Consider the following 18,123-nt stretch of genomic DNA (forward strand, 5'->3'; position numbering starts at 1 on the left):
TTACAAAACAACCGCTTCTCATTATACTCTTACTGTTACGGATAATAAAGTTACGATAATTTTACTAATCATATAGATGAAGAAATGAGGAGATACCCTATGAAAGATGTCATCGTCATCGGTGGAGGGCCGAGCGGGCTCATGGCAACGTATGCAGCGGCAAAAAGTGGCGCTTCGACCTTGCTAATTGATAAAGGTTCAAAACTTGGTCGGAAATTGGCCATTTCAGGTGGAGGACGTTGTAACGTCACGAACCGAAAGCCAATCGATGAGTTGATTCAGTTCATCCCAGGCAATGGTCGTTTCTTATACAGCGCCCTTGCTCAGTTCGACAATCAATCGATTATCGACCTCTTCACTGGATTCGGGATTCCGCTGAAAGAGGAAGACAATGGGCGCATGTTCCCTGTGACGGATAAAGCACAGGATGTGGTCAACACGTTGCTTCGGGCGATTGAAGACCTCGGCGTCGAGATTCGAAAAAAGGCTGAAGTCAAAACGCTACATTTTAATGAAGAAAACGAGTTTCATGCGGTCGAGTTGATGGACGGTGAGATGCTCGAGGCGAAAGCTTGCGTCGTCGCGGTCGGCGGACAGTCTGTCCCACACACCGGTTCGACCGGAGACGGCTATCCATGGGCACAGAAGGCAGGACACACGATCACCGAACTCTTCCCGACAGAGGTGCCAATCACATTGAATGACTCGTTCATCGGAACGAAACAACTTCAAGGATTATCGTTACGGGACGTCGCTTTGACGGTGCACGGCAAAAAAGGGAAAGCGATCAAGACGCATCAGGGAGACATGATTTTTACCCATTTCGGGATTTCAGGTCCAATCGCGCTCCGTTGCAGTCAGTACACAATCAAAGAACGGAAACGCAGCAAAGAGCAAATCGTCCTCTTGTCACTCGACCTCTTCCCAGACACGTCACGAGATGAGCTCGTTCAGGAACTGTGGAACCAAGTGCAGAGCCAACCGAAGCGTGCCGTTAAAAACGTATGGAAAGGCTATATCCCCGAGCGACTTCTTGACTTGTTGCTCGAAGAACTCGCATTTGGAGAAGAAGACGCGAGTCAGTTGAAGAAGCAATCCGTCATTGATTTCGCAACACGTTTGAAAATGTTCGAGATGCACGCCGTCGGGACACTCGACTTTGATAAAGCGTTCGTCACAGGTGGCGGCGTTTCGGTTAAAGAAGTTGCACCACAGACGATGATGTCAAAGAAGGCACCAGGTCTCTTCTTTGCCGGCGAAATACTCGACATCCATGGATACACGGGTGGCTACAACATCACGGCCGCCTTCACGACAGGACATTGCGCCGGATCGCATGCAGCCAAACTGGCGACAGGGCGGTAAAAGGTTCGGTCAAACGCATCGTCTGCGTTCTATCATGATCACTAAACAATAAAAAGGTTTGATCCTGTCTCATTCAGGGTCAAGCCTTTTAACATTCTTTTCAACTTAATTTTCCAATTCCATCACATCTCGATACTTGTATTTTTCTAAAATCTCATGATCTTCTTTGAAGGTCCATTCGGGAATCGACAGTTCTGGGTGCGCCGTCAAATAGTCATGGAGCACATCCCTCCCTAGAATATAGTTACTCCAACGTGGCATATCTTTTTGATAATTACCGACTACAAAATCGGTGAAGGACGTTTCATAATCATTCACTCGACTTGCAATGTGTTCCATGGTCGCATCATCTAATTGCACATGCCATGGGGGAGAAACTCCTTTGACAATCCGATCAGCAAATGCGTCCGCTTTCCCTTCGACAATAATAGACTCCAGAATCGAACTAAGATTGTATTTGTTTTGATCACGAAGAATCAGATGATGATACTCGTGAGCCGTCGAATAGGCTAGCACATCTTTGTCAAAATCTGTATCGAGAAACAAGATGAATACGTCTTTGTATGCTGCTGCGCCTACTCCTTTCAACGGTTCACTATCGTAAAAGAATTCAGGATTATACGGTGCAATAAACACTGTGCTCTTCTTTTTGGGTAAGATTTGATTTGAATCTGCATATGTCGATGCAATAATCTCTTTAATCTCCTCATGCTGCTCGATTAATTTGTCTAACTGCTTCAGCAATTGTTGCTTATGAGGGGTCGGCTTTAGATTAAAATCAGTTTTTAATCTAGATGTATCGATTTTTTCTTCCTCTCCGACTTCACCTATGTAATTGAGTACGTATTTTTTGAAGTTTTGTTTACTCTCCTCCGAATCGGTTGATTCAAGGGATGCGTTCAAATATTGTTGGTATTGCGTATAGAGTGGGACGATTGTCAATTCATTCTCATCGTTAATTTTTATCGTTTCGATTGAAACGTCAGGCTCTGATTTTTTAGATTCTAACTCTTTTTCATCCTCACTACACGCTGCTAACAGAAGTGCTGAACTCACACATAACATACTAATCAATTTTTTCAGTTGAACGACCTCCATCCCCATGATCAAGATCTTTTACTCGCTTACTTATGTTAAATTATACCATAAATTACTCCCATGACCTTTCTGATACCATCTAATACCATCATGTCGTCACGACCATCACAACAAAAAAACGGCTTGAACCCTTTGTAGTGAGGACTCAAGCCGTTTGTGATTATTCTTTCCCTGCGATTTGACGACGCACTTCTTTTTCGAGCTCCGGCTCTGGTGGCATCCATCCTTCAGGTTTCATGACTTTATTGTCCGATTCGCGTAAAATCGGCTTCCCGTCCGGTCCAAGTTTCGCCATATTGGCACGCTGGACGATTTCAAACAACGGAACGGGATCGAGTCCGAGTTCAACGAAACTGCCCATCACGAAATATAACGCGTCCGTTAACGCATCCCCTTGTCCGACGAGACGTTCCACATCATCCGATGGCGGTGCGTCTTGCAACGATTTTTGGACCGCTTTCTGGAATCCTACTTGGAATTGCTCGATGGCTTGTAAAAACTCTTCTTCCGATTGCGAGGATTGATGCAAAAACTCGACGACCGCTTCCTCTGCCGTCCAAACCGAGCGTTTTGTCGCACGATCAAGCGTCAACGGTTGCGGCGATTTTGCTCCTGGATGTCCAAAAGTTTCATGAAATTGTTTCACTTCTTCAAAAAAGTAACGTTTGCTCATCTGTTCTTCCCCCATTGTTAGTCCACAGACACGAATGCATCCAAATCGAATACTTCCGGGTGGACGATTGCAAAGATTTCATTGTCTTGTAAAAACATACCGGTCGAGTCATATACGCGAGGCGTCACCATCTGACCGTTGATGGTCTCTTCTTCCGGATTGACTGTGTAGAGGACGAGCTCTTCTGAGTCGAGCACGTAGATGCGTCCTTGTCTCTCGACAAGGCCGACTCCTTCGAATCGCTCAAACTTCTGTTGGATCGAGGCGCTCATCCCGTCAGCAGACAACGCTTGGCGTGAATCAAGCATCCATTCGGTTTCGGGCTCTTGATTTTCTTCTTCCGCTTGTTGTTCGTTCGACTCATTTTCAGGCGCGTCTTCAGATACAGCCGATTCGCTCGAGGCGTCGTCATTCGTCGAGACGTTCTCTGTCGTTGTGTCTTCCGATGATTCTTCTGTTTTTGGAGTATTCGTGTCAGCATCAGTTGACGCTTCTGATGATTTGTCATCGGCTGGAGTCTCCGGTTCGATCTCCCGTTCTTCGATATAAAGGAGCTCAAGGTCCGGTGTATCCGCCAAGCGATTCATCATGAACAGACGCTTCGATTCCCGGTCATAACCAAGACCAAAGATTCGGTCTTCCGACACGAGTCCTTTGATTTGTTTACGTGGTCTCTCGACCCAGCGTCCTTCTTCTCGCTCGATTGTAATGAGCGTACCGTTCGCTGTGACCGCATACACAAGATCTTCTTCGACCATGCGCATTCCGATAAAATCATCGAGGCGCTGTTTCCCTGAATTCTCAAGTTGAAGCACCGAATTGACGCGCGTTCCGTTTCCACTCACCTCAAAAAATTCAGCTTGTTCGGTTAAGACCAAATATGCCCCGATCGTGTCACTGTAGTACACTTCATCGATTTGACTGATTTGTTCGAGGGCATCGGTCGTATCGATATCTTCATCATCCTGCGCCGCTTCCACGGGTGGAAGGGATGCCGTTTGATGACTCGTTTGAATATCAATTTTTTCAAATGTCGAGGCGACCTGTCGTTGAATCTCTTCATCTGAAAAGACAAAAACATAACAAAGGATCACACCGACCACGACGGCACATAGTGTCGTGTATAGCACATAAGAACGTTTCATGGACATGTCGTCCCCTTCTACTTCAGTATCGCCCTTTAGTGTATCAAAACCGTCCATAAAAGAAAATGACCTCACCAAAAAGAAAAGAATGTGCGACAATGTCACACATTCTTTTTGTTACCCCACTACAATATTGACGAGTTTTCCAGGAACGACAATGACTTTACGAACCGTCTTGCCTTCTGTGAACTCTTGGACACGCTCGTTCCCGAGTGCTTCCGCTTCAAGGGCTTCTTTTGATGCGTCACGAGAGACGTGCATTTTCGCACGGAGTTTCCCGTTCACCTGGATGACGACTTCAATCGTGTCGCTCACAAGTTTTGACTCATCGTATGTCGGCCAAGCCGCATACGTTAACTCTTCCGTCATACCCATCTTCTCCCACAACTCTTCAGACAAGTGCGGCGCGACTGGTGAAAGCATCTTGATGAAGTCGACCATTTGCGATTTCGGCAACGTCTCTTGTTTGTTCGCTTCATTGACGAAGACCATCAACTGCGAGATTGCCGTGTTGAAGCGAAGGGCTTCATAATCCTCCGTGACTTTTTTCACCGTCTGATGATACGTGCGTTCAAAGTCGGCAGTCGGCGCCACGTCTGCGAAGTTCGTCTGATCGAACAAACGCCAGACGCGGTCGAGGAAGCGACGTGCCCCGTCAAGACCATTCGTCGACCATGCGATGGCCGCATCAAGTGGTCCCATGAACATTTCGTAAAGACGGAGTGTATCGGCTCCGTGCGACTTCACGATATCATCCGGGTTGACAACGTTCCCACGAGATTTCGACATCTTCTCGTTGTTCTCACCGAGGATCATTCCTTGGTTGTAGAGTTTTTGGAACGGTTCGCTCGTCGGGACGACACCGATATCAAAGAGTACTTTATGCCAGAAACGTGCGTAGAGCAAGTGAAGAACGGCATGCTCCGTACCCCCGATATACAAGTCGACTGGAAGCCAACGCTTGAGTTTCTCAGGATCCGCAATCATCTCTTCGTTATCTGGATCGATGTAACGGATGTAGTACCAGCAGCTACCTGCCCATTGTGGCATCGTGTTCGTCTCGCGACGACCTTTTTCCCCTGTGACCGGATCTGTATACGTCAACCACTCTTCTGCGTTCGCAAGTGGCGACTCACCTGTACCAGATGGTTTGATTTCATCGATGAGCGGAAGTTCGAGCGGAAGTTCTTCGACCGGTACCGTCTTCATCGTTCCGTCTTCCATATGGACGACCGGAATCGGCTCGCCCCAGTAACGTTGACGGCTGAACAACCAGTCACGAAGACGGTATGTCGTCTTCGCACGCCCTGTGCCACTAGCTTCGAGCTCTTCAATGATCGTCTTGATGGCATCGGCTTTATTAAGTCCGTTCAAGCTACCAGAGTTGACGTGCTCACCGTCTTCGACGTAAGCCGCCTCTTCCACGTTTCCACCTTTGACGACTTCACGGATCGGGAGGTCGAACGTTTTCGCAAACTCATAATCGCGCTCATCGTGTGCAGGAACGGCCATGACCGCACCTGTTCCGTATGTCGAGAGAACGTAGTCCGCTGTCCAAATCGGAAGTTTCTCGCCGTTCACCGGGTTGATCGCATAAGCGCCCGTGAAGACACCTGTCTTCTCTTTGGCAAGGTCTGTACGCTCGAGGTCCGTCTTCTTCGAGACTTCCTCAATGTATGCTTCGACTGCCGTCGATTGTTCAGGCGTCGTGATCACTTTAGTGAACGGATGCTCTGGTGCGAGTGTCACGTATGTCGCCCCGTGAAGCGTATCTGGACGTGTTGTGAATACTGTGACGATCTTATCATGACCGTCGACCTTAAAGTCGACCTCGGCACCGACCGATTTGCCGATCCAGTTGCGTTGCATCTCTTTCACGCTCTCAGGCCAATCTAGACCTTCCAAGTCTTCAAGCAAACGCTCTGCGTATTCCGTGATACGAAGCACCCACTGCTTCATCGGGACACGGTAGACAGGGTGGTTCCCACGCTCTGACAAGCCATCGATGACTTCCTCGTTCGCAAGGACCGTACCGAGAGCCGGGCACCAGTTGACCGCAACTTCATCGACGTATGCGAGGCCACGTTCGAAGAGTTGCGTGAAGATCCACTGCGTCCATTTATAGTATTTCGGGTCCGTCGTGCTAATTTCACGGTCCCAATCGTATGAGAATCCGAGTTCTTTCAACTGACGGCGGAACGTCTCGATGTTGCGCGCTGTGAATTCACGCGGGTCGTTCCCTGTGTCGAGTGCATATTGCTCGGCAGGAAGACCGAACGCATCCCAGCCAATCGGGTGAAGGACGTTATATCCTTGCATCCGTTTCATACGAGCGATGATATCCGTCGCCGTGTAACCTTCCGGGTGACCGACGTGAAGACCAGCACCGGATGGGTACGGGAACATATCAAGGACGTAGAAACAATCCTTCTCCGGGTCTTCTGTCGTTTTAAATGCTTCTTTCTCTTCCCAACTCTTTTGCCACTTCGGCTCGATTTCTTGATGTTTAAAATAACTCAACATTCTTCCTCCTCTGCATAATAAAAAGCCTTCCGTCCCCGAAAATGGGACGAAAGGCTTGAAAGCTCTCCGCGGTACCACCCATGTTGCATTGCTGCCACTTGAGACGCCGGTAACGAGGCGTAACCCCGGTCTTCCCTACTCGTTTCAGGAAAACAGCTCCAAGGCGAGTTCACAACATCCGCTTATCGATTCACACCATCCATCGACTCTCTTTGAAACGGAACGTTCGCTACTAGTCCTCTTCAACGCTTGCTATTCATCGTAGTCTATTTTAGCCCATTCTGAAATTCAACGTCAACTTGATTTTTCTGTGACACGAATGTCTTTCATGATGACAAATAGCGTTAAAGCTAACGTAGCAAGTAGTAGAAGCATACCGAAGACTGCTGTAATGCCGAACATGTCATAGACAAAACCAGACAACGTCGGTCCAATCATCCGACCGACGGATGCTGCGATATTGACGAGCCCTTGGTATTGTCCAGCTTTCCCAGGAGGGGCGAGTTTCGCCGCAATCGTCGGAACCGCCGGCCAGACAAACATCTCACCGATGGTCATGACGACCATCGCGACCATGAACATCCCGAACCCACCAGCGAATGGGACAATCAAGAACGCGCCGAGGAAAATGGATGCCCCGATGATCAGTTGACGTTTTAAGTCGTCCTCAAACTGTCGTAAGACACGATTGAGCAACGGTTGTGCGAAGACAATCATCGCCCCGTTCACTGTCCAAAGGAGTGAGTATTGACTGATTGTGACACCGAGGTCTTTCGAGTGAACGGCAATCGTCCCTTGCCATTGCACGTACACGAACCAAAGTACCGCATAACCAACGGCGACATACCACATCGACTTCATCGTCGCACTCGAGAGTGTCGTGGCGGCCGCTTCGAGTTGCGACTGAACGACAGGACGTGCCGGGTTTTTCAAATAACGCAATCCAAACAAGAGCACCACGACAAATAATACTGACAAGAAGAAGTTCGCATAAAAAATCCACTCGATGTTAAGTCGAGCGATTTGACCACTCATTGCCGTTCCGAGGGCGACCCCCACGTTTTGTGCGACATAAATCGCATTGAACGAACGACGTCCCCCTTCAGGCCAAATGAGACCTGCAAACGCATATACGGTCGGAAAGACGAGTCCGCCGGAAAGACCGATCAACCCGAGCCATACGAGATAGCCGAAGAACGTGGCATGAAACAGTAAAAATCCAAGCGAGCTCGCGAGCAAGAGACCGACAGAGATCATCAGCGTCGTCTTCCCACCGATTCGATCGAATAGCGTCCCTCCGATGTAGTTCCCGACAATCGCGAGCGCCGAGTTCACAAGAAGCGCCACCCCGGCAAGCGTCATCGACTCACCTAAAAAATCATGAATATACAGTGTGTTAAACGGCCATAAAAAAGACGCCGCCGTTGTATTGAGCGCCATCGCAATGACTAAAATCCATACCGAAATTGGCATTTTATTGTTCACACCAAGTCCTCCTTTCATTCTTCTTTCACATCAAAAAAATCGGCACAAAAAGGCCGAATCGACAAGATTTCCTTATCAAACCTAAACGAACGCCAAGGAAGTGTCAAGAAAAATTACTTATTATGAAGTTTTGTTATTTTTCGTTTGTGATAGGATGAGCAAGGAAGGAGAGATGAACATGAATCCATTTGGTCAAAATCGTTACCATACACTTAATGAGGCGTATCGACGAGAGTACGGGGGCAAGGTGTTTAAAGTGCCACTCGATGGCGGCTTCACATGTCCGAACCGTGACGGACGTGTCTCAAAAGGTGGATGCACGTTCTGTTCGGACGATGGCAGTGGTGATTTCGCGGGAAATGCTTGCGACCCGATTCCCGTTCAATTTGCAGAAGTGAAGGCTCGTCTCCACCGGAAGTGGAAGAGTGCCAAATATATTGCTTATTTCCAAGCGTTCAGTAACACGTACGCACCAGTCGAGCGGTTACGTGAATTGTATGAACCGGCATTAAAAGAGGATGGGGTCGTCGGTCTCTCGATTGCGACACGCCCTGACTGCTTACCGGACGACGTCGTCGCCTATTTAGCAGAGTTGAATGAACGGACGTCCCTTTGGGTGGAGCTCGGTCTTCAGACCATTCATGACACGACCGCTAAAAAGATCAATCGTGGGCACGACTATCAATCGTTTTTGACCGGTCTTGCCAAACTTCGCCGTCACAATATTCGTGTCTGCGTTCATATCATCAATGGTCTCCCAGGTGAGACACCAGAGATGATGCTCGACACGTCACGAGAAGTTGCTAAAATGGACATACAAGGAATCAAGATCCACTTACTTCACGTCTTGAAACACACACCGCTCGCCCGTCAATATGAGAAAGGACTGCTCGACTTGATGGAGGAAGACACATACGTCTCCCTCGTCTGCGATCAACTCGAACGAATCCCTCCCGAGGTGATTATCCATCGTTTGACAGGAGACGGTCCACCCGACCTCTTGATCGGTCCATTATGGAGCCGTCACAAGATGCAGGTGCTTAACAAGATTCGTGCGGAATTGGAGCGCCGGGATTCTTTCCAAGGAAAAAAGAAGGATGAGATCTATGGGATTAATGAGAGTACTACCTTTTGCAAAACAATTACTACATGACCATATCGAGGAAGGTCAGGTCGCCATCGATATGACGGCCGGGAACGGACACGATACGTTGTTTCTAGCGAATGCCGTAGGCGAGACAGGACATGTCTATGCCTTTGATATTCAATCAGAAGCTGTAGCAGCCACAAAGGCGCGGGTTGAAAAGTCGGGTGTCAGTAATCGGGTGACCGTGATTCATGATAGTCATGATACGGTCCAAGCGGTCGTTGAAAAGGAAGCGCGGCCGATCACCGCGGCCGTCTTCAACTTAGGGTATTTACCAGGAAGCGACAAATCCATCACGACACACGGAAATACGACGATTGCCGCATTATCCCAACTATTAGACGTCATGGCCGTCGGTGGCGTCATCGTCATCGTGATTTACCACGGACATGAAAGTGGAAAAGTCGAACGAGACGAGGTGCTCCATTATGTAGAGTCCCTCGATCAAAAACAGGCAGGCGTCCTGCGTTATGGATTTATCAACCAAGTCAATCATCCCCCATTCATCGTGGCGATTGAAAAACGTGCATAAGAAAAAGGCGGCTCATTAGAGTCGCCTTCTGTCATTCTTGAATCAATTCATAAAACGTCATGAGGGTTTCCGCGAATTTCGTGTTCAATCGTTCGTAACCAAAGTGCGGGAATCCTTCCAATCGCCGGATATACACTTGGTCCCCACCGATTTTCCGACAAACATTCAACGTCAACTTCACGTCCGCGAACTGGTCGTCTGGTGCATAGAAACAGGCGAGCGGAAGGCGTGGCAGATGCTTCTTCTCTTCCTGATGCTCGACGATTTCCTCTTCGATTTCTCGATATTGCGCATACGTGATTTCTCCGAATCGGGATGACTCGTCTCCCCCACCGGTGAATGTCATCATCCCGAGTGGCAAGTCAGGGCGAAAACGGTCGACAGCACTTGCGACGACTTGTTTCAATCCACCGATTTGACGAGTGGCATGCCAATCAAACAATGGGGAGATGTATGTGAGACTCCCGAGTGGCACATCGTACTCCTGCAAAAGGCGATTCGTTAAGAGTGCGCCAAGGCTGAATGCCACGACATGAATCGGTAATTTATATTCCCCTGCCTCGCGCAACGCTCGCTTGATCAGTTGCTTATGGTCACCTGCCGTCAATCCAATCGATTGATCGCGGACGACGATGACTTCGTACTCGTCCTCGAGCCGTCGAATAAAGTTCTCGCTGATCCGTGACGTGAATTGTAACGGATACACGATGACGATGACTCCTTTTCGTGCTTCTTCATTTGCCATACTGCCGTCACCTCGTTTATAGACTACATTCATTGTATCAAAAAAACATCAGCCGCAACTGATGTTTGAATAAAATCCGTCTGGAGGCTTAGCTCGGGTCATATCGTAAATGAATGAGTTCCATCGGACGATCATATACTTCTTCCTGGATACGATTCACTTCTTTGAAAGATTGATGTAAGAGGAAGGCAATCGCTTGATCATTCGAGCTTTCGACGTACACTTCCATCGGTTGTTCTTTTTTCGATTGAAGGTGGGCCAGAAAGGCTGCGCCGTAGCCGTTTCGATGATAATCGGGGTGCAGATAGAGGCGGAGCATCTCCCACATGTCACCGCGATCGATGGCATGACAAAATCCGATGACCTCTTCTTCATATTCGCCAACGATAAAATACTGTTCTCGTGCTTCTTCACTTGAACTGATTGCTCGTACAATCTCTTCTTGCCGATATGCGCGTTCCATCGCTCTCATTCGATTGGAATCATCCTGTGATATGGTCGCCAGCGCGATGTTCCGAATCAGCGTCGCATCTTCTGGCACTGCTTCCCTCATGTTCATGACAGCTTCCCCCTTTTGGCCAATCTATTTGTATCATTCCCTATCCCAATGTTTTTATCCTGCTCCTTCATTTCTTTTTCATGACGATTCATCAGAAAACGTTACATCGCCATTTCTCTAGGGTATAACACAAGCAATGCCAATCAAACGAAGGAGTGGAACTGCATGGAACCTAGACAAGAACATGATCCGAAAGTAGAACAGACAGCCAACCCGAACCGTCAATTTGATCAATTGGACGGGGGAAGTCCAAAGATCAGTGTCGTGACCGGGATGTTGCTCGGTGCACTCGTCGGTGGTCTACTCGCCTTACTTAGCTCCTCGAACCGGGAGCAGACAAAGCAATCCCTCTCGAATGCGAAATCGTCGGTCGGGGGCCTCGTCAACGAAGTGAAACAAGATCCTGCCGGCAAGGCGTCTCAAGTCATTGAGCAAGTGAAGTCAGCCTCGACAAAGATTCAAGAAGTCTCCACAGACGTCCAAAACGTATACGAAAAAGTCGTCGGGGAAGTCGATACCGTGAAAGAGGACGTCACTAAAATCGTCGAGACGGCTCAAGAGGCCAAGTCAGACTTACAGGACATCGGGGAGAAAGTCGTCGAAGCGAAGGATACGGCGCTTGGACAAGATACGACGACAACTGATTCTTCATCCGATTCAAATAAACAGACACCTCCGACAACGTAAAAAAAACGACCTTTCCGCGGAAAGGTCGTTTTTGATGATTACGCGAAACGTTTCGCGCCTTCTTCAAGAATGGCTGCTTTATCTGTTTGCTCCCATGGGAGTTCGATGTCTGTACGACCGAAGTGACCGTATGCTGCCGTTTGTTTGTAGATTGGGCGACGAAGGTCGAGCATCTTGATGATGCCCGCCGGACGGAGGTCAAAGTTCTCACGAACGAGTTCAACGAGTTCCGTTTCGCTCAATTTACCTGTGCCGAACGTATCGACAGCGATCGATACTGGGTGTGCAACACCGATTGCGTACGCAAGTTGAACTTCCGCTTTATCCGCAAGTCCTGCTGCAACGATGTTTTTCGCTACATAGCGAGCTGCGTATGCCGCTGAACGGTCAACTTTTGTAGGATCTTTTCCAGAGAATGCGCCGCCACCGTGACGAGCGTATCCACCGTACGTATCAACGATGATCTTACGTCCAGTCAAACCTGCATCTCCTTGTGGTCCACCGATTACGAAGCGACCAGTCGGGTTGATGAAGTATTTTGTTTCAGCATCGATGAGTTCAGCCGGAATGACTGCCTCGATGACATGTTTTTTCAAGTCTTCTTGAATTTGCTCAAGTGTGATCTCTTCCGCGTGTTGCGTCGAAATAACGATCGTATCGATGCGAACTGGGTTGTTGTCCTCATCATACTCAACCGTTACTTGCGTCTTCCCGTCCGGACGAAGGTACTCGAGCGTACCGTTCTTACGTACTTCAGCAAGACGACGTGACAACTTGTGTGCCAACGAGATTGGGAGTGGCATGAGTTCAGGTGTCTCGTTTGTTGCATATCCGAACATGAGACCTTGGTCTCCTGCACCGATTGCATCGAGTTCCTCTTCAGTCATCTGACCTTCACGTGCTTCAAGCGCTTGGTCAACACCTTGCGCGATATCTACCGATTGCTCATCAATCGACGTCAAGACCGCACACGTTTCAGCATCGAAGCCATATTTTGCACGCGTGTATCCGATTTCGCGGATTGTTTCACGGACAACTTTCGGGATATCCACGTAAGTTGACGTTGTGATTTCACCAGCTACGAGTACAAGACCTGTTGTGACAGACGTTTCTGCCGCAACACGGGCATTCGGGTCTTCCGCTAAAATGGCATCCAAGATGGAGTCAGAAATCTGATCACAAATTTTGTCTGGATGTCCTTCAGTAACCGACTCTGAAGTAAAAAGTCGACGGTTCAATTTTGACATTCAAAAAACCTCCTATAATAAGGGTATTATGTGGACGGTACTCGTTCCCCTTACGCGTTGCTTTGGGACGGTAATGAAAAAAACCTCCCCCGATGACATACATTGGGAAAGGTTGAATCGTTCTTCCTTACCCTCTTATCGTTCGAAGCTAATGGCTTCGCTTCAGGATAGCACCTTTTCCGCACAAGACTTCATGTCGGACGGTTGCTGGGCTTCGTAGGGCCTTGTTCCCTCCACCGCTCAGAATAAGAGTATCCGTTACGAAAACCATCATATAAATGACACTCGATTATGTCAAGGGAATCAGATGAATTCGTAAAAGTTTTCACTGACTTGCAAAACATTTCTGTTTGTGAATCGTCAAACATTTTTTTATTTCGTTTCTGTTTTTTAACACCTTGTGATAAGAGAATGTGATAAAATGACTTTGTAAGAAAGCGCTTACTTAGAGAGAAGAAACGCTTGTGTTTAATTAGTGTGTCACATATAATTAAAAATGTCATACTGATTAATCGTAATCGCGGAAGTATGCGGATTTCATCCACATCTATTTAGGGGAAAGGTGGGATTCAGGATGGCGACAACGCTCCTGAAAATCGAAGAATTAATTAATGGTGCCGACATGTTACGGAACTTGACGGTTCCAGAGCTGGTGGAAGAAGCCATTCAAAATGGTGAAGGTGTACTGACAAAAGATGGGGCATTATCTGTCAGCACCGGTGCTTTTACTGGACGGTCACCGAAAGACAAATTCGTCGTACAAGATGAAGTCAGCAACAACCTCGTCGATTGGGGTAAAGTGAACCAACCGATCGCAGAAGAGAAGTTTTCAGCACTTCTCGACAAAGTACTCGACCATTTAGAAAAGAAGGATAAACTGTATTATCTAGAAGCATCTGCTGGTGCAGATGAACATTATACGTTGCCGGTCCGTGCCATCACGGAGTATGCGTGGCACAGTCTATTCGCTAAACAATTGTTCTTACGCGAATGGCCGACGAAAGGTGCGTTCGACCCGTTCACGGTCATTTATGCACCGAGCTATAAAGCAGACCCTGCCGTCGATGGTACGAACTCTGAGACGTTCATTCTCGTCTCATTCGCCAAGCGCACGATTCTGATCGGGGGAACAGAATACGGTGGCGAAATTAAAAAATCGATCTTCTCCGTCATGAACTTCTTGCTGCCCGAGCAGAACGTGTTATCGATGCACTGTTCGGCAAATGTCAATGATGCGAATGAAACGGCACTCTTCTTCGGATTGTCGGGCACTGGGAAGACAACGCTCTCGGCTGACCCTGAGCGTCATTTGATTGGAGACGACGAACACGGATGGTCACCGGACGGGGTCTTCAACATCGAAGGCGGTTGTTACGCAAAGACGATCAACTTGTCTCGTGAGAACGAACCGCAAATCTATGATGCGATTCGCTTCGGTTCATTGATTGAAAACGTCGTGTTGAATGAAGATCGTACACCGGACTATAAGAACATTTCCTTGACGGAAAACACGCGTGCGGCATATCCAATCGAGTTCATCGACAATGCGATGCTCCCATCACGCGCCGGTCATCCGAATACGATTGTCTTCTTGACGGCAGATGCATATGGCGTCTTGCCTCCGATCAGCAAACTGACGAAAGAACAGGCGATGTACCACTTCTTGTCGGGTTATACGTCAAAACTTGCTGGTACGGAGCGCGGTGTCACAGAACCACAGGCGACCTTCTCGACTTGCTTCGGTTCACCGTTCCTTCCGCTCGCTCCAGAGCGTTACGCGGATATGCTCGGTAAATTGATCGAGCAACACGACGTGGATGTCTACCTCGTCAACACAGGTTGGACTGGCGGTGCATACGGTGAAGGTTCGCGTATGAAACTCGCGTACACGCGTGCGATGGTCAACGCCGCAGTCAACGGTCAACTTCGTGACGTCGAGACGATGAAACATGACATTTTCAACGTCGAGATTCCAGTAGCCATCGAAGGCGTACCGAGTGACGTGCTCAATCCACGTGACACGTGGAGCGACCCAGCTCGCTACGACGTCGAGGCGAAAGCACTCGCAATGAAATTCAAAGAGAACTTCACACGGTTCACGAAAGCGAGTGAATCGGTCATCGCAGCCGGCCCACTGGTCATCTAATACGAAAGCACCGACTCATCGAGTCGGTGCTTTTGCTTGTCGTAACATCCATTCCATCGCTTGTTCGGTCGTCTCCCATTTATCCCAAAATGGGAGTTGGTGTCCGAACGGAAGCACCCAAAACTCTGCCTGCTCCCCTAACTTCTCGGCGACTGCCGTCGCATGGCGCAAACGGACCTGCTCGTCATCCGTACCATGGATGATCAGCGTTGGTGCATCCCATTCCTTATAAAGCGGAGAACGTTCTGTATATGCTGTTTCTGCCGATTCGGGGTCTCCCCCCGTCATGCGACGTAACATCTTCCGCATCGAGCGTTGCTCTTCATACGTCCACTCTAGATTGGTCACACCGGCCCATGAGGTGACGGTAGTGACCGGTCGTTCAGATGCGAGAGAGAGTGCCATCATCCCGCCGCGTGAAAAACCGAGCGCATGAATCGGTCGTCCGCTCGTTTGGACGCGATCATAGAGTGAGAGCACGTCCTCCAAATCCTCTCCACCGAAGTCTTCTTTTCCCGTGCCCCCGTGATTACCTCGATAAACCGGGGCCACCACATGAAAACCGCGTGCCGCAAACTGCATGAGGCGCGGTAACCGAACGTCCCCGATTCGTGCAGTTCCCCCTCGTAAGTACATCAACACCTGTCCATTCGACCGTTTCGGTTCAATCGAATAGGCGACGACCTCTTCCCCATCATTCGTCGTGTACCATCCACGCGTCACCCGGTAACCGGCGTATGGTGGCAACACGTCGATTCGATCAAACCAGTTGTTGCTCATGGAGCACCCTCATCGTTTCTGGTAAGACACGGTCCTTCATCATAAAGCTGTAACGTGGATTTCGTAGTAGATTGTCCGGTAAGACATCAATCAAGACGGCCCCATCCGTCTCGTCGACTGCGGGATGATCTTCGAATCGTTCAATCTCCGCAAAATAGATATTTTTGATGACGGTGTCACCACGACCGAGCACACGATATTGCCCCATGTATCGTAACGTCTTGACGACGCCTCCAGTCTCTTCATATACTTCCCGGATGGCCGCGGCATCCTCATGTTCGCCCGGTTCGACTTTCCCACCTGGGAACTCGAGCCCGCGTTGTTTATGCTTCGTCAATACCCATTTGTCCTTGTAACGGGCGACGACCCAGACGTGGAGCGGCGTGTCTGAGAACGGATAATGGGTGAAGCTTAACTCGACTTGATTATGATAGTAATCCTTGAATGTCTTCATAGTCCATCCCTTTCTTTCCCCTGTCTACTCTCACTTTACCTTGTCTGCACCCAGTTTCAAACAAAAAAATCGGTCCGACGCGCGGACCGATTCGTTTTCTTATTGATTCAAGCGTTTTTCGAGTTCTGCTTTTTGTTCTTCATACCCTGGTTTACCGAGTAGTGCGAACATGTTCGCTTTGTATGCTTCGACGCCTGGCTGGTTGAACGGGTTCACCCCGAGGATGTATCCGCTCATCGCACATGCTTTCTCGAAGAAGTAGAACAAGTAACCGAGGTGGTACGGTGTCATCTCTGGCAATTCGACGACGAGGTTCGGTACGTCGCCATCTGTATGCGCGAGGAGCGTCCCTTCTGTCGCCTTGTCGTTCACGAACTGAATCGTTTCCCCTGCGAGGAAGTTCAAACCATCCAAGTCTTGTGCGTCTTCTGGGACGTTCATTGTGTGACGGACTTCTTTCACACGGATGACTGTCTCGAACAAGTCACGACGACCTTCTTGAATGTATTGACCCATCGAGTGAAGATCAGTCGAGAAGTCGACAGCCGCAGGGAAGATTCCTTTGTTGTCTTTTCCTTCAGATTCTCCGTAAAGCTGTTTCCACCACTCAGACACGTAGTGAAGGGCTGGCTCGTAGTTGACGAGCATCTCAATCGATTTGCCTTTCGCGTAAAGGGCGTTACGTACGACCGCATACTGATACGCTTCGTTCTCAGCCAATTCTGGTGAGCTGTAAGCGTTTTGTGCATCACGCGCCCCTTCCATCAAGGCATCGATATCGATTCCTGCAGCAGCAATCGGGAGAAGTCCGACCGGTGTGAGGACAGAGAAGCGTCCACCGACGTCATCTGGAATAACGAACGTCTCGTATCCTTCTGCGTCCGCGAGCGTCTTGAGGGCGCCACGGGCACGGTCTGTCGTCGCATAGATCCGCTCACGCGCTCCATCTTGACCGTACTTGTCTTCCATGAACTGCTTGAGGACACGGAATGCGATGGCAGGTTCTGTCGTCGTTCCTGATTTCGAGATGACGTTGATTGAGACCTCTTTCCCTTCAAGCACTTGAAGCAATTCTCTCATATACGTTGAAGAGATGTTGTGACCCGCATAGAATACTTGCGGCGCCTTGCGCTCTTCTTTTGACAATACGTTGAAGAACGAATGTTGAAGCATTTCGATCGCTGCACGGGCACCGAGGTAAGATCCTCCGATTCCGACGACGACGAGAACGTCTGAATTCTCGCGAATTCGTTCCGCCGCAGCTTTGATTCGTGCGAACTCATCTTGATCGTATTCGGTCGGAAGGTCGACCCACCCAAGAAAATCACTTCCGGCACCGCTCCGCTCGTGAATCACCGAGTGAAGGGTTTTTACCGTTTCTTGCATTTGGTCGATTTCATGCTTCCCTACGAATGAGAGCGCGTTTGAATAATCGAAACGTACAGTTGACATGTCATTTCCTCCTTTAAATCGCTCGTAAAAGAGCCATACATGACCCATCATAAACGGAAACGCTAGATTCGTTCAATCATTATTG

The 18,123-nt window shown here is 48.8% G+C and carries 16 protein-coding genes, 1 riboswitch and 1 other annotated feature; of the genes, 5 read left to right on the plus strand and 11 right to left on the minus strand.

The window, feature by feature from the left end; all coding sequences use genetic code 11:
* Positions 1–99 precede the first annotated feature (99 nt).
* The gene (locus tag KNO65_RS02950; RefSeq protein WP_214781598.1) at positions 100–1,365 is read left to right on the plus strand and encodes a BaiN/RdsA family NAD(P)/FAD-dependent oxidoreductase; all 1,266 of its coding nucleotides are present in this window, start codon (positions 100–102) and stop codon (positions 1,363–1,365) included.
* Positions 1,366–1,470: 105 nt separating this feature from the next.
* Here KNO65_RS02950 and KNO65_RS02955 read toward each other — a convergent pair whose 3' ends face one another.
* The 5 genes from KNO65_RS02955 to KNO65_RS02975 all read right to left on the minus strand — a co-directional run bounded on the left by KNO65_RS02955 (position 1,471) and on the right by KNO65_RS02975 (position 8,289).
* Positions 1,471–2,469: a DUF2268 domain-containing putative Zn-dependent protease gene (locus KNO65_RS02955; RefSeq protein ID WP_251131656.1), complete on the minus strand. Its 999-nt coding sequence runs from the start codon at positions 2,467–2,469 to the stop codon at positions 1,471–1,473.
* 154 nt (positions 2,470–2,623) lie between these two features.
* Positions 2,624–3,136 carry a pyrophosphohydrolase domain-containing protein gene (locus KNO65_RS02960; protein ID WP_147536597.1) on the minus strand — a complete coding sequence of 171 codons (513 nt, stop codon included), beginning with the start codon at positions 3,134–3,136 and terminating at the stop codon, positions 2,624–2,626.
* 17 nt (positions 3,137–3,153) lie between these two features.
* Positions 3,154–4,281: a hypothetical protein gene (locus KNO65_RS02965; RefSeq protein ID WP_251131631.1), complete on the minus strand. Its 1,128-nt coding sequence runs from the start codon at positions 4,279–4,281 to the stop codon at positions 3,154–3,156.
* Positions 4,282–4,398: 117 nt separating this feature from the next.
* On the minus strand, positions 4,399–6,804 hold the full coding sequence (leuS, locus tag KNO65_RS02970; protein WP_214781601.1) for a leucine--tRNA ligase: 2,406 nt from the start codon (positions 6,802–6,804) through the stop codon (positions 4,399–4,401).
* 39 nt (positions 6,805–6,843) lie between these two features.
* Positions 6,844–7,059, minus strand: a binding site (T-box leader).
* A gap of 39 nt (positions 7,060–7,098) precedes the next feature.
* Positions 7,099–8,289 carry an MDR family MFS transporter gene (locus tag KNO65_RS02975; RefSeq protein WP_240499836.1) on the minus strand — a complete coding sequence of 397 codons (1,191 nt, stop codon included), beginning with the start codon at positions 8,287–8,289 and terminating at the stop codon, positions 7,099–7,101.
* A 178-nt stretch (positions 8,290–8,467) separates the two neighbouring features.
* On the opposite strand from KNO65_RS02975, the gene mnmL reads away from it, so the two are divergent.
* Both mnmL and mnmM read left to right on the plus strand, forming a co-directional pair.
* Complete coding sequence (mnmL, locus tag KNO65_RS02980; protein ID WP_214781602.1) at positions 8,468–9,442, plus strand: tRNA modification radical SAM protein MnmL/YtqA; 975 nt, start codon at positions 8,468–8,470, stop codon at positions 9,440–9,442.
* Positions 9,396–9,968, plus strand: coding sequence for a tRNA 5-(aminomethyl)-2-thiouridylate-methyltransferase MnmM (mnmM, locus tag KNO65_RS02985; protein WP_078147227.1), 573 nt, complete (start codon positions 9,396–9,398; stop codon positions 9,966–9,968). The genes mnmL and mnmM overlap by 47 nt, the downstream gene beginning before the upstream one ends.
* A 31-nt stretch (positions 9,969–9,999) precedes the next feature.
* Here mnmM and KNO65_RS02990 read toward each other — a convergent pair whose 3' ends face one another.
* Both KNO65_RS02990 and KNO65_RS02995 read right to left on the minus strand, forming a co-directional pair.
* The gene (locus KNO65_RS02990) at positions 10,000–10,713 is read right to left on the minus strand and encodes an alpha/beta hydrolase (protein WP_012726789.1); all 714 of its coding nucleotides are present in this window, start codon (positions 10,711–10,713) and stop codon (positions 10,000–10,002) included.
* Positions 10,714–10,801: 88 nt separating this feature from the next.
* On the minus strand, positions 10,802–11,272 hold the full coding sequence (locus tag KNO65_RS02995; protein WP_214781603.1) for a GNAT family N-acetyltransferase: 471 nt from the start codon (positions 11,270–11,272) through the stop codon (positions 10,802–10,804).
* A 165-nt stretch (positions 11,273–11,437) separates the two neighbouring features.
* Between KNO65_RS02995 and KNO65_RS03000 the strand changes: the two genes are divergently transcribed.
* Positions 11,438–11,959: a hypothetical protein gene (locus KNO65_RS03000; RefSeq protein WP_012726791.1), complete on the plus strand. Its 522-nt coding sequence runs from the start codon at positions 11,438–11,440 to the stop codon at positions 11,957–11,959.
* A 38-nt stretch (positions 11,960–11,997) separates the two neighbouring features.
* Here KNO65_RS03000 and metK read toward each other — a convergent pair whose 3' ends face one another.
* Positions 11,998–13,206 (minus strand): methionine adenosyltransferase, encoded by a 1,209-nt coding sequence (gene metK / locus KNO65_RS03005; protein ID WP_012726792.1) that lies wholly within the window; start codon positions 13,204–13,206, stop codon positions 11,998–12,000.
* A 132-nt stretch (positions 13,207–13,338) separates the two neighbouring features.
* A riboswitch (SAM riboswitch) is annotated at positions 13,339–13,458 on the minus strand.
* Between the two features lie 322 nt (positions 13,459–13,780).
* Between metK and pckA the strand changes: the two genes are divergently transcribed.
* Positions 13,781–15,352, plus strand: coding sequence for a phosphoenolpyruvate carboxykinase (ATP) (gene pckA, locus KNO65_RS03010; protein ID WP_078147228.1), 1,572 nt, complete (start codon positions 13,781–13,783; stop codon positions 15,350–15,352).
* A gap of 15 nt (positions 15,353–15,367) precedes the next feature.
* Here the strand turns inward: pckA and KNO65_RS03015 are convergent, their stop codons facing one another.
* From KNO65_RS03015 to KNO65_RS03025, 3 genes are all read right to left on the minus strand, one after another.
* Positions 15,368–16,132, minus strand: coding sequence for an alpha/beta hydrolase family protein (locus tag KNO65_RS03015; protein ID WP_031423073.1), 765 nt, complete (start codon positions 16,130–16,132; stop codon positions 15,368–15,370).
* Positions 16,113–16,586 (minus strand): RNA deprotection pyrophosphohydrolase, encoded by a 474-nt coding sequence (gene ytkD, locus KNO65_RS03020; RefSeq protein ID WP_012726795.1) that lies wholly within the window; start codon positions 16,584–16,586, stop codon positions 16,113–16,115. Before ytkD ends, KNO65_RS03015 begins: the two co-directional genes overlap by 20 nt.
* A 99-nt stretch (positions 16,587–16,685) precedes the next feature.
* Entirely contained in the window at positions 16,686–18,038 is a 1,353-nt protein-coding gene (locus KNO65_RS03025) for a glucose-6-phosphate isomerase (protein ID WP_012726796.1), read from the minus strand.
* Between the last annotated feature and the right edge of the window lie 85 nt (positions 18,039–18,123).

Source organism: Exiguobacterium sp. S3, from assembly GCF_018617295.1.
In the GTDB taxonomy this organism is placed as follows: domain Bacteria; phylum Bacillota; class Bacilli; order Exiguobacteriales; family Exiguobacteriaceae; genus Exiguobacterium; species Exiguobacterium profundum.

Excerpts from the sequence above, each read along its gene's own strand:
- KNO65_RS02950 (WP_214781598.1), top strand. The coding sequence starts at position 100 with ATGAAAGATGTCATCGTCATCGGTGGAGGGCCGAGCGGGCTCATGGCA.
- KNO65_RS02955 (WP_251131656.1), bottom strand. The coding sequence starts at position 2,469 with ATGGGGATGGAGGTCGTTCAACTGAAAAAATTGATTAGTATGTTATGT.
- KNO65_RS02960 (WP_147536597.1), bottom strand. The coding sequence starts at position 3,136 with ATGAGCAAACGTTACTTTTTTGAAGAAGTGAAACAATTTCATGAAACT.
- KNO65_RS02965 (WP_251131631.1), bottom strand. The coding sequence starts at position 4,281 with ATGAAACGTTCTTATGTGCTATACACGACACTATGTGCCGTCGTGGTC.
- leuS (WP_214781601.1), bottom strand. The coding sequence starts at position 6,804 with ATGTTGAGTTATTTTAAACATCAAGAAATCGAGCCGAAGTGGCAAAAG.
- mnmL (WP_214781602.1), top strand. The coding sequence starts at position 8,468 with ATGAATCCATTTGGTCAAAATCGTTACCATACACTTAATGAGGCGTAT.
- mnmM (WP_078147227.1), top strand. The coding sequence starts at position 9,396 with ATGGGATTAATGAGAGTACTACCTTTTGCAAAACAATTACTACATGAC.
- KNO65_RS02990 (WP_012726789.1), bottom strand. The coding sequence starts at position 10,713 with ATGGCAAATGAAGAAGCACGAAAAGGAGTCATCGTCATCGTGTATCCG.
- KNO65_RS02995 (WP_214781603.1), bottom strand. The coding sequence starts at position 11,272 with ATGAACATGAGGGAAGCAGTGCCAGAAGATGCGACGCTGATTCGGAAC.
- KNO65_RS03000 (WP_012726791.1), top strand. The coding sequence starts at position 11,438 with ATGGAACCTAGACAAGAACATGATCCGAAAGTAGAACAGACAGCCAAC.
- metK (WP_012726792.1), bottom strand. The coding sequence starts at position 13,206 with ATGTCAAAATTGAACCGTCGACTTTTTACTTCAGAGTCGGTTACTGAA.
- pckA (WP_078147228.1), top strand. The coding sequence starts at position 13,781 with ATGGCGACAACGCTCCTGAAAATCGAAGAATTAATTAATGGTGCCGAC.
- KNO65_RS03015 (WP_031423073.1), bottom strand. The coding sequence starts at position 16,132 with ATGAGCAACAACTGGTTTGATCGAATCGACGTGTTGCCACCATACGCC.
- ytkD (WP_012726795.1), bottom strand. The coding sequence starts at position 16,586 with ATGAAGACATTCAAGGATTACTATCATAATCAAGTCGAGTTAAGCTTC.
- KNO65_RS03025 (WP_012726796.1), bottom strand. The coding sequence starts at position 18,038 with ATGTCAACTGTACGTTTCGATTATTCAAACGCGCTCTCATTCGTAGGG.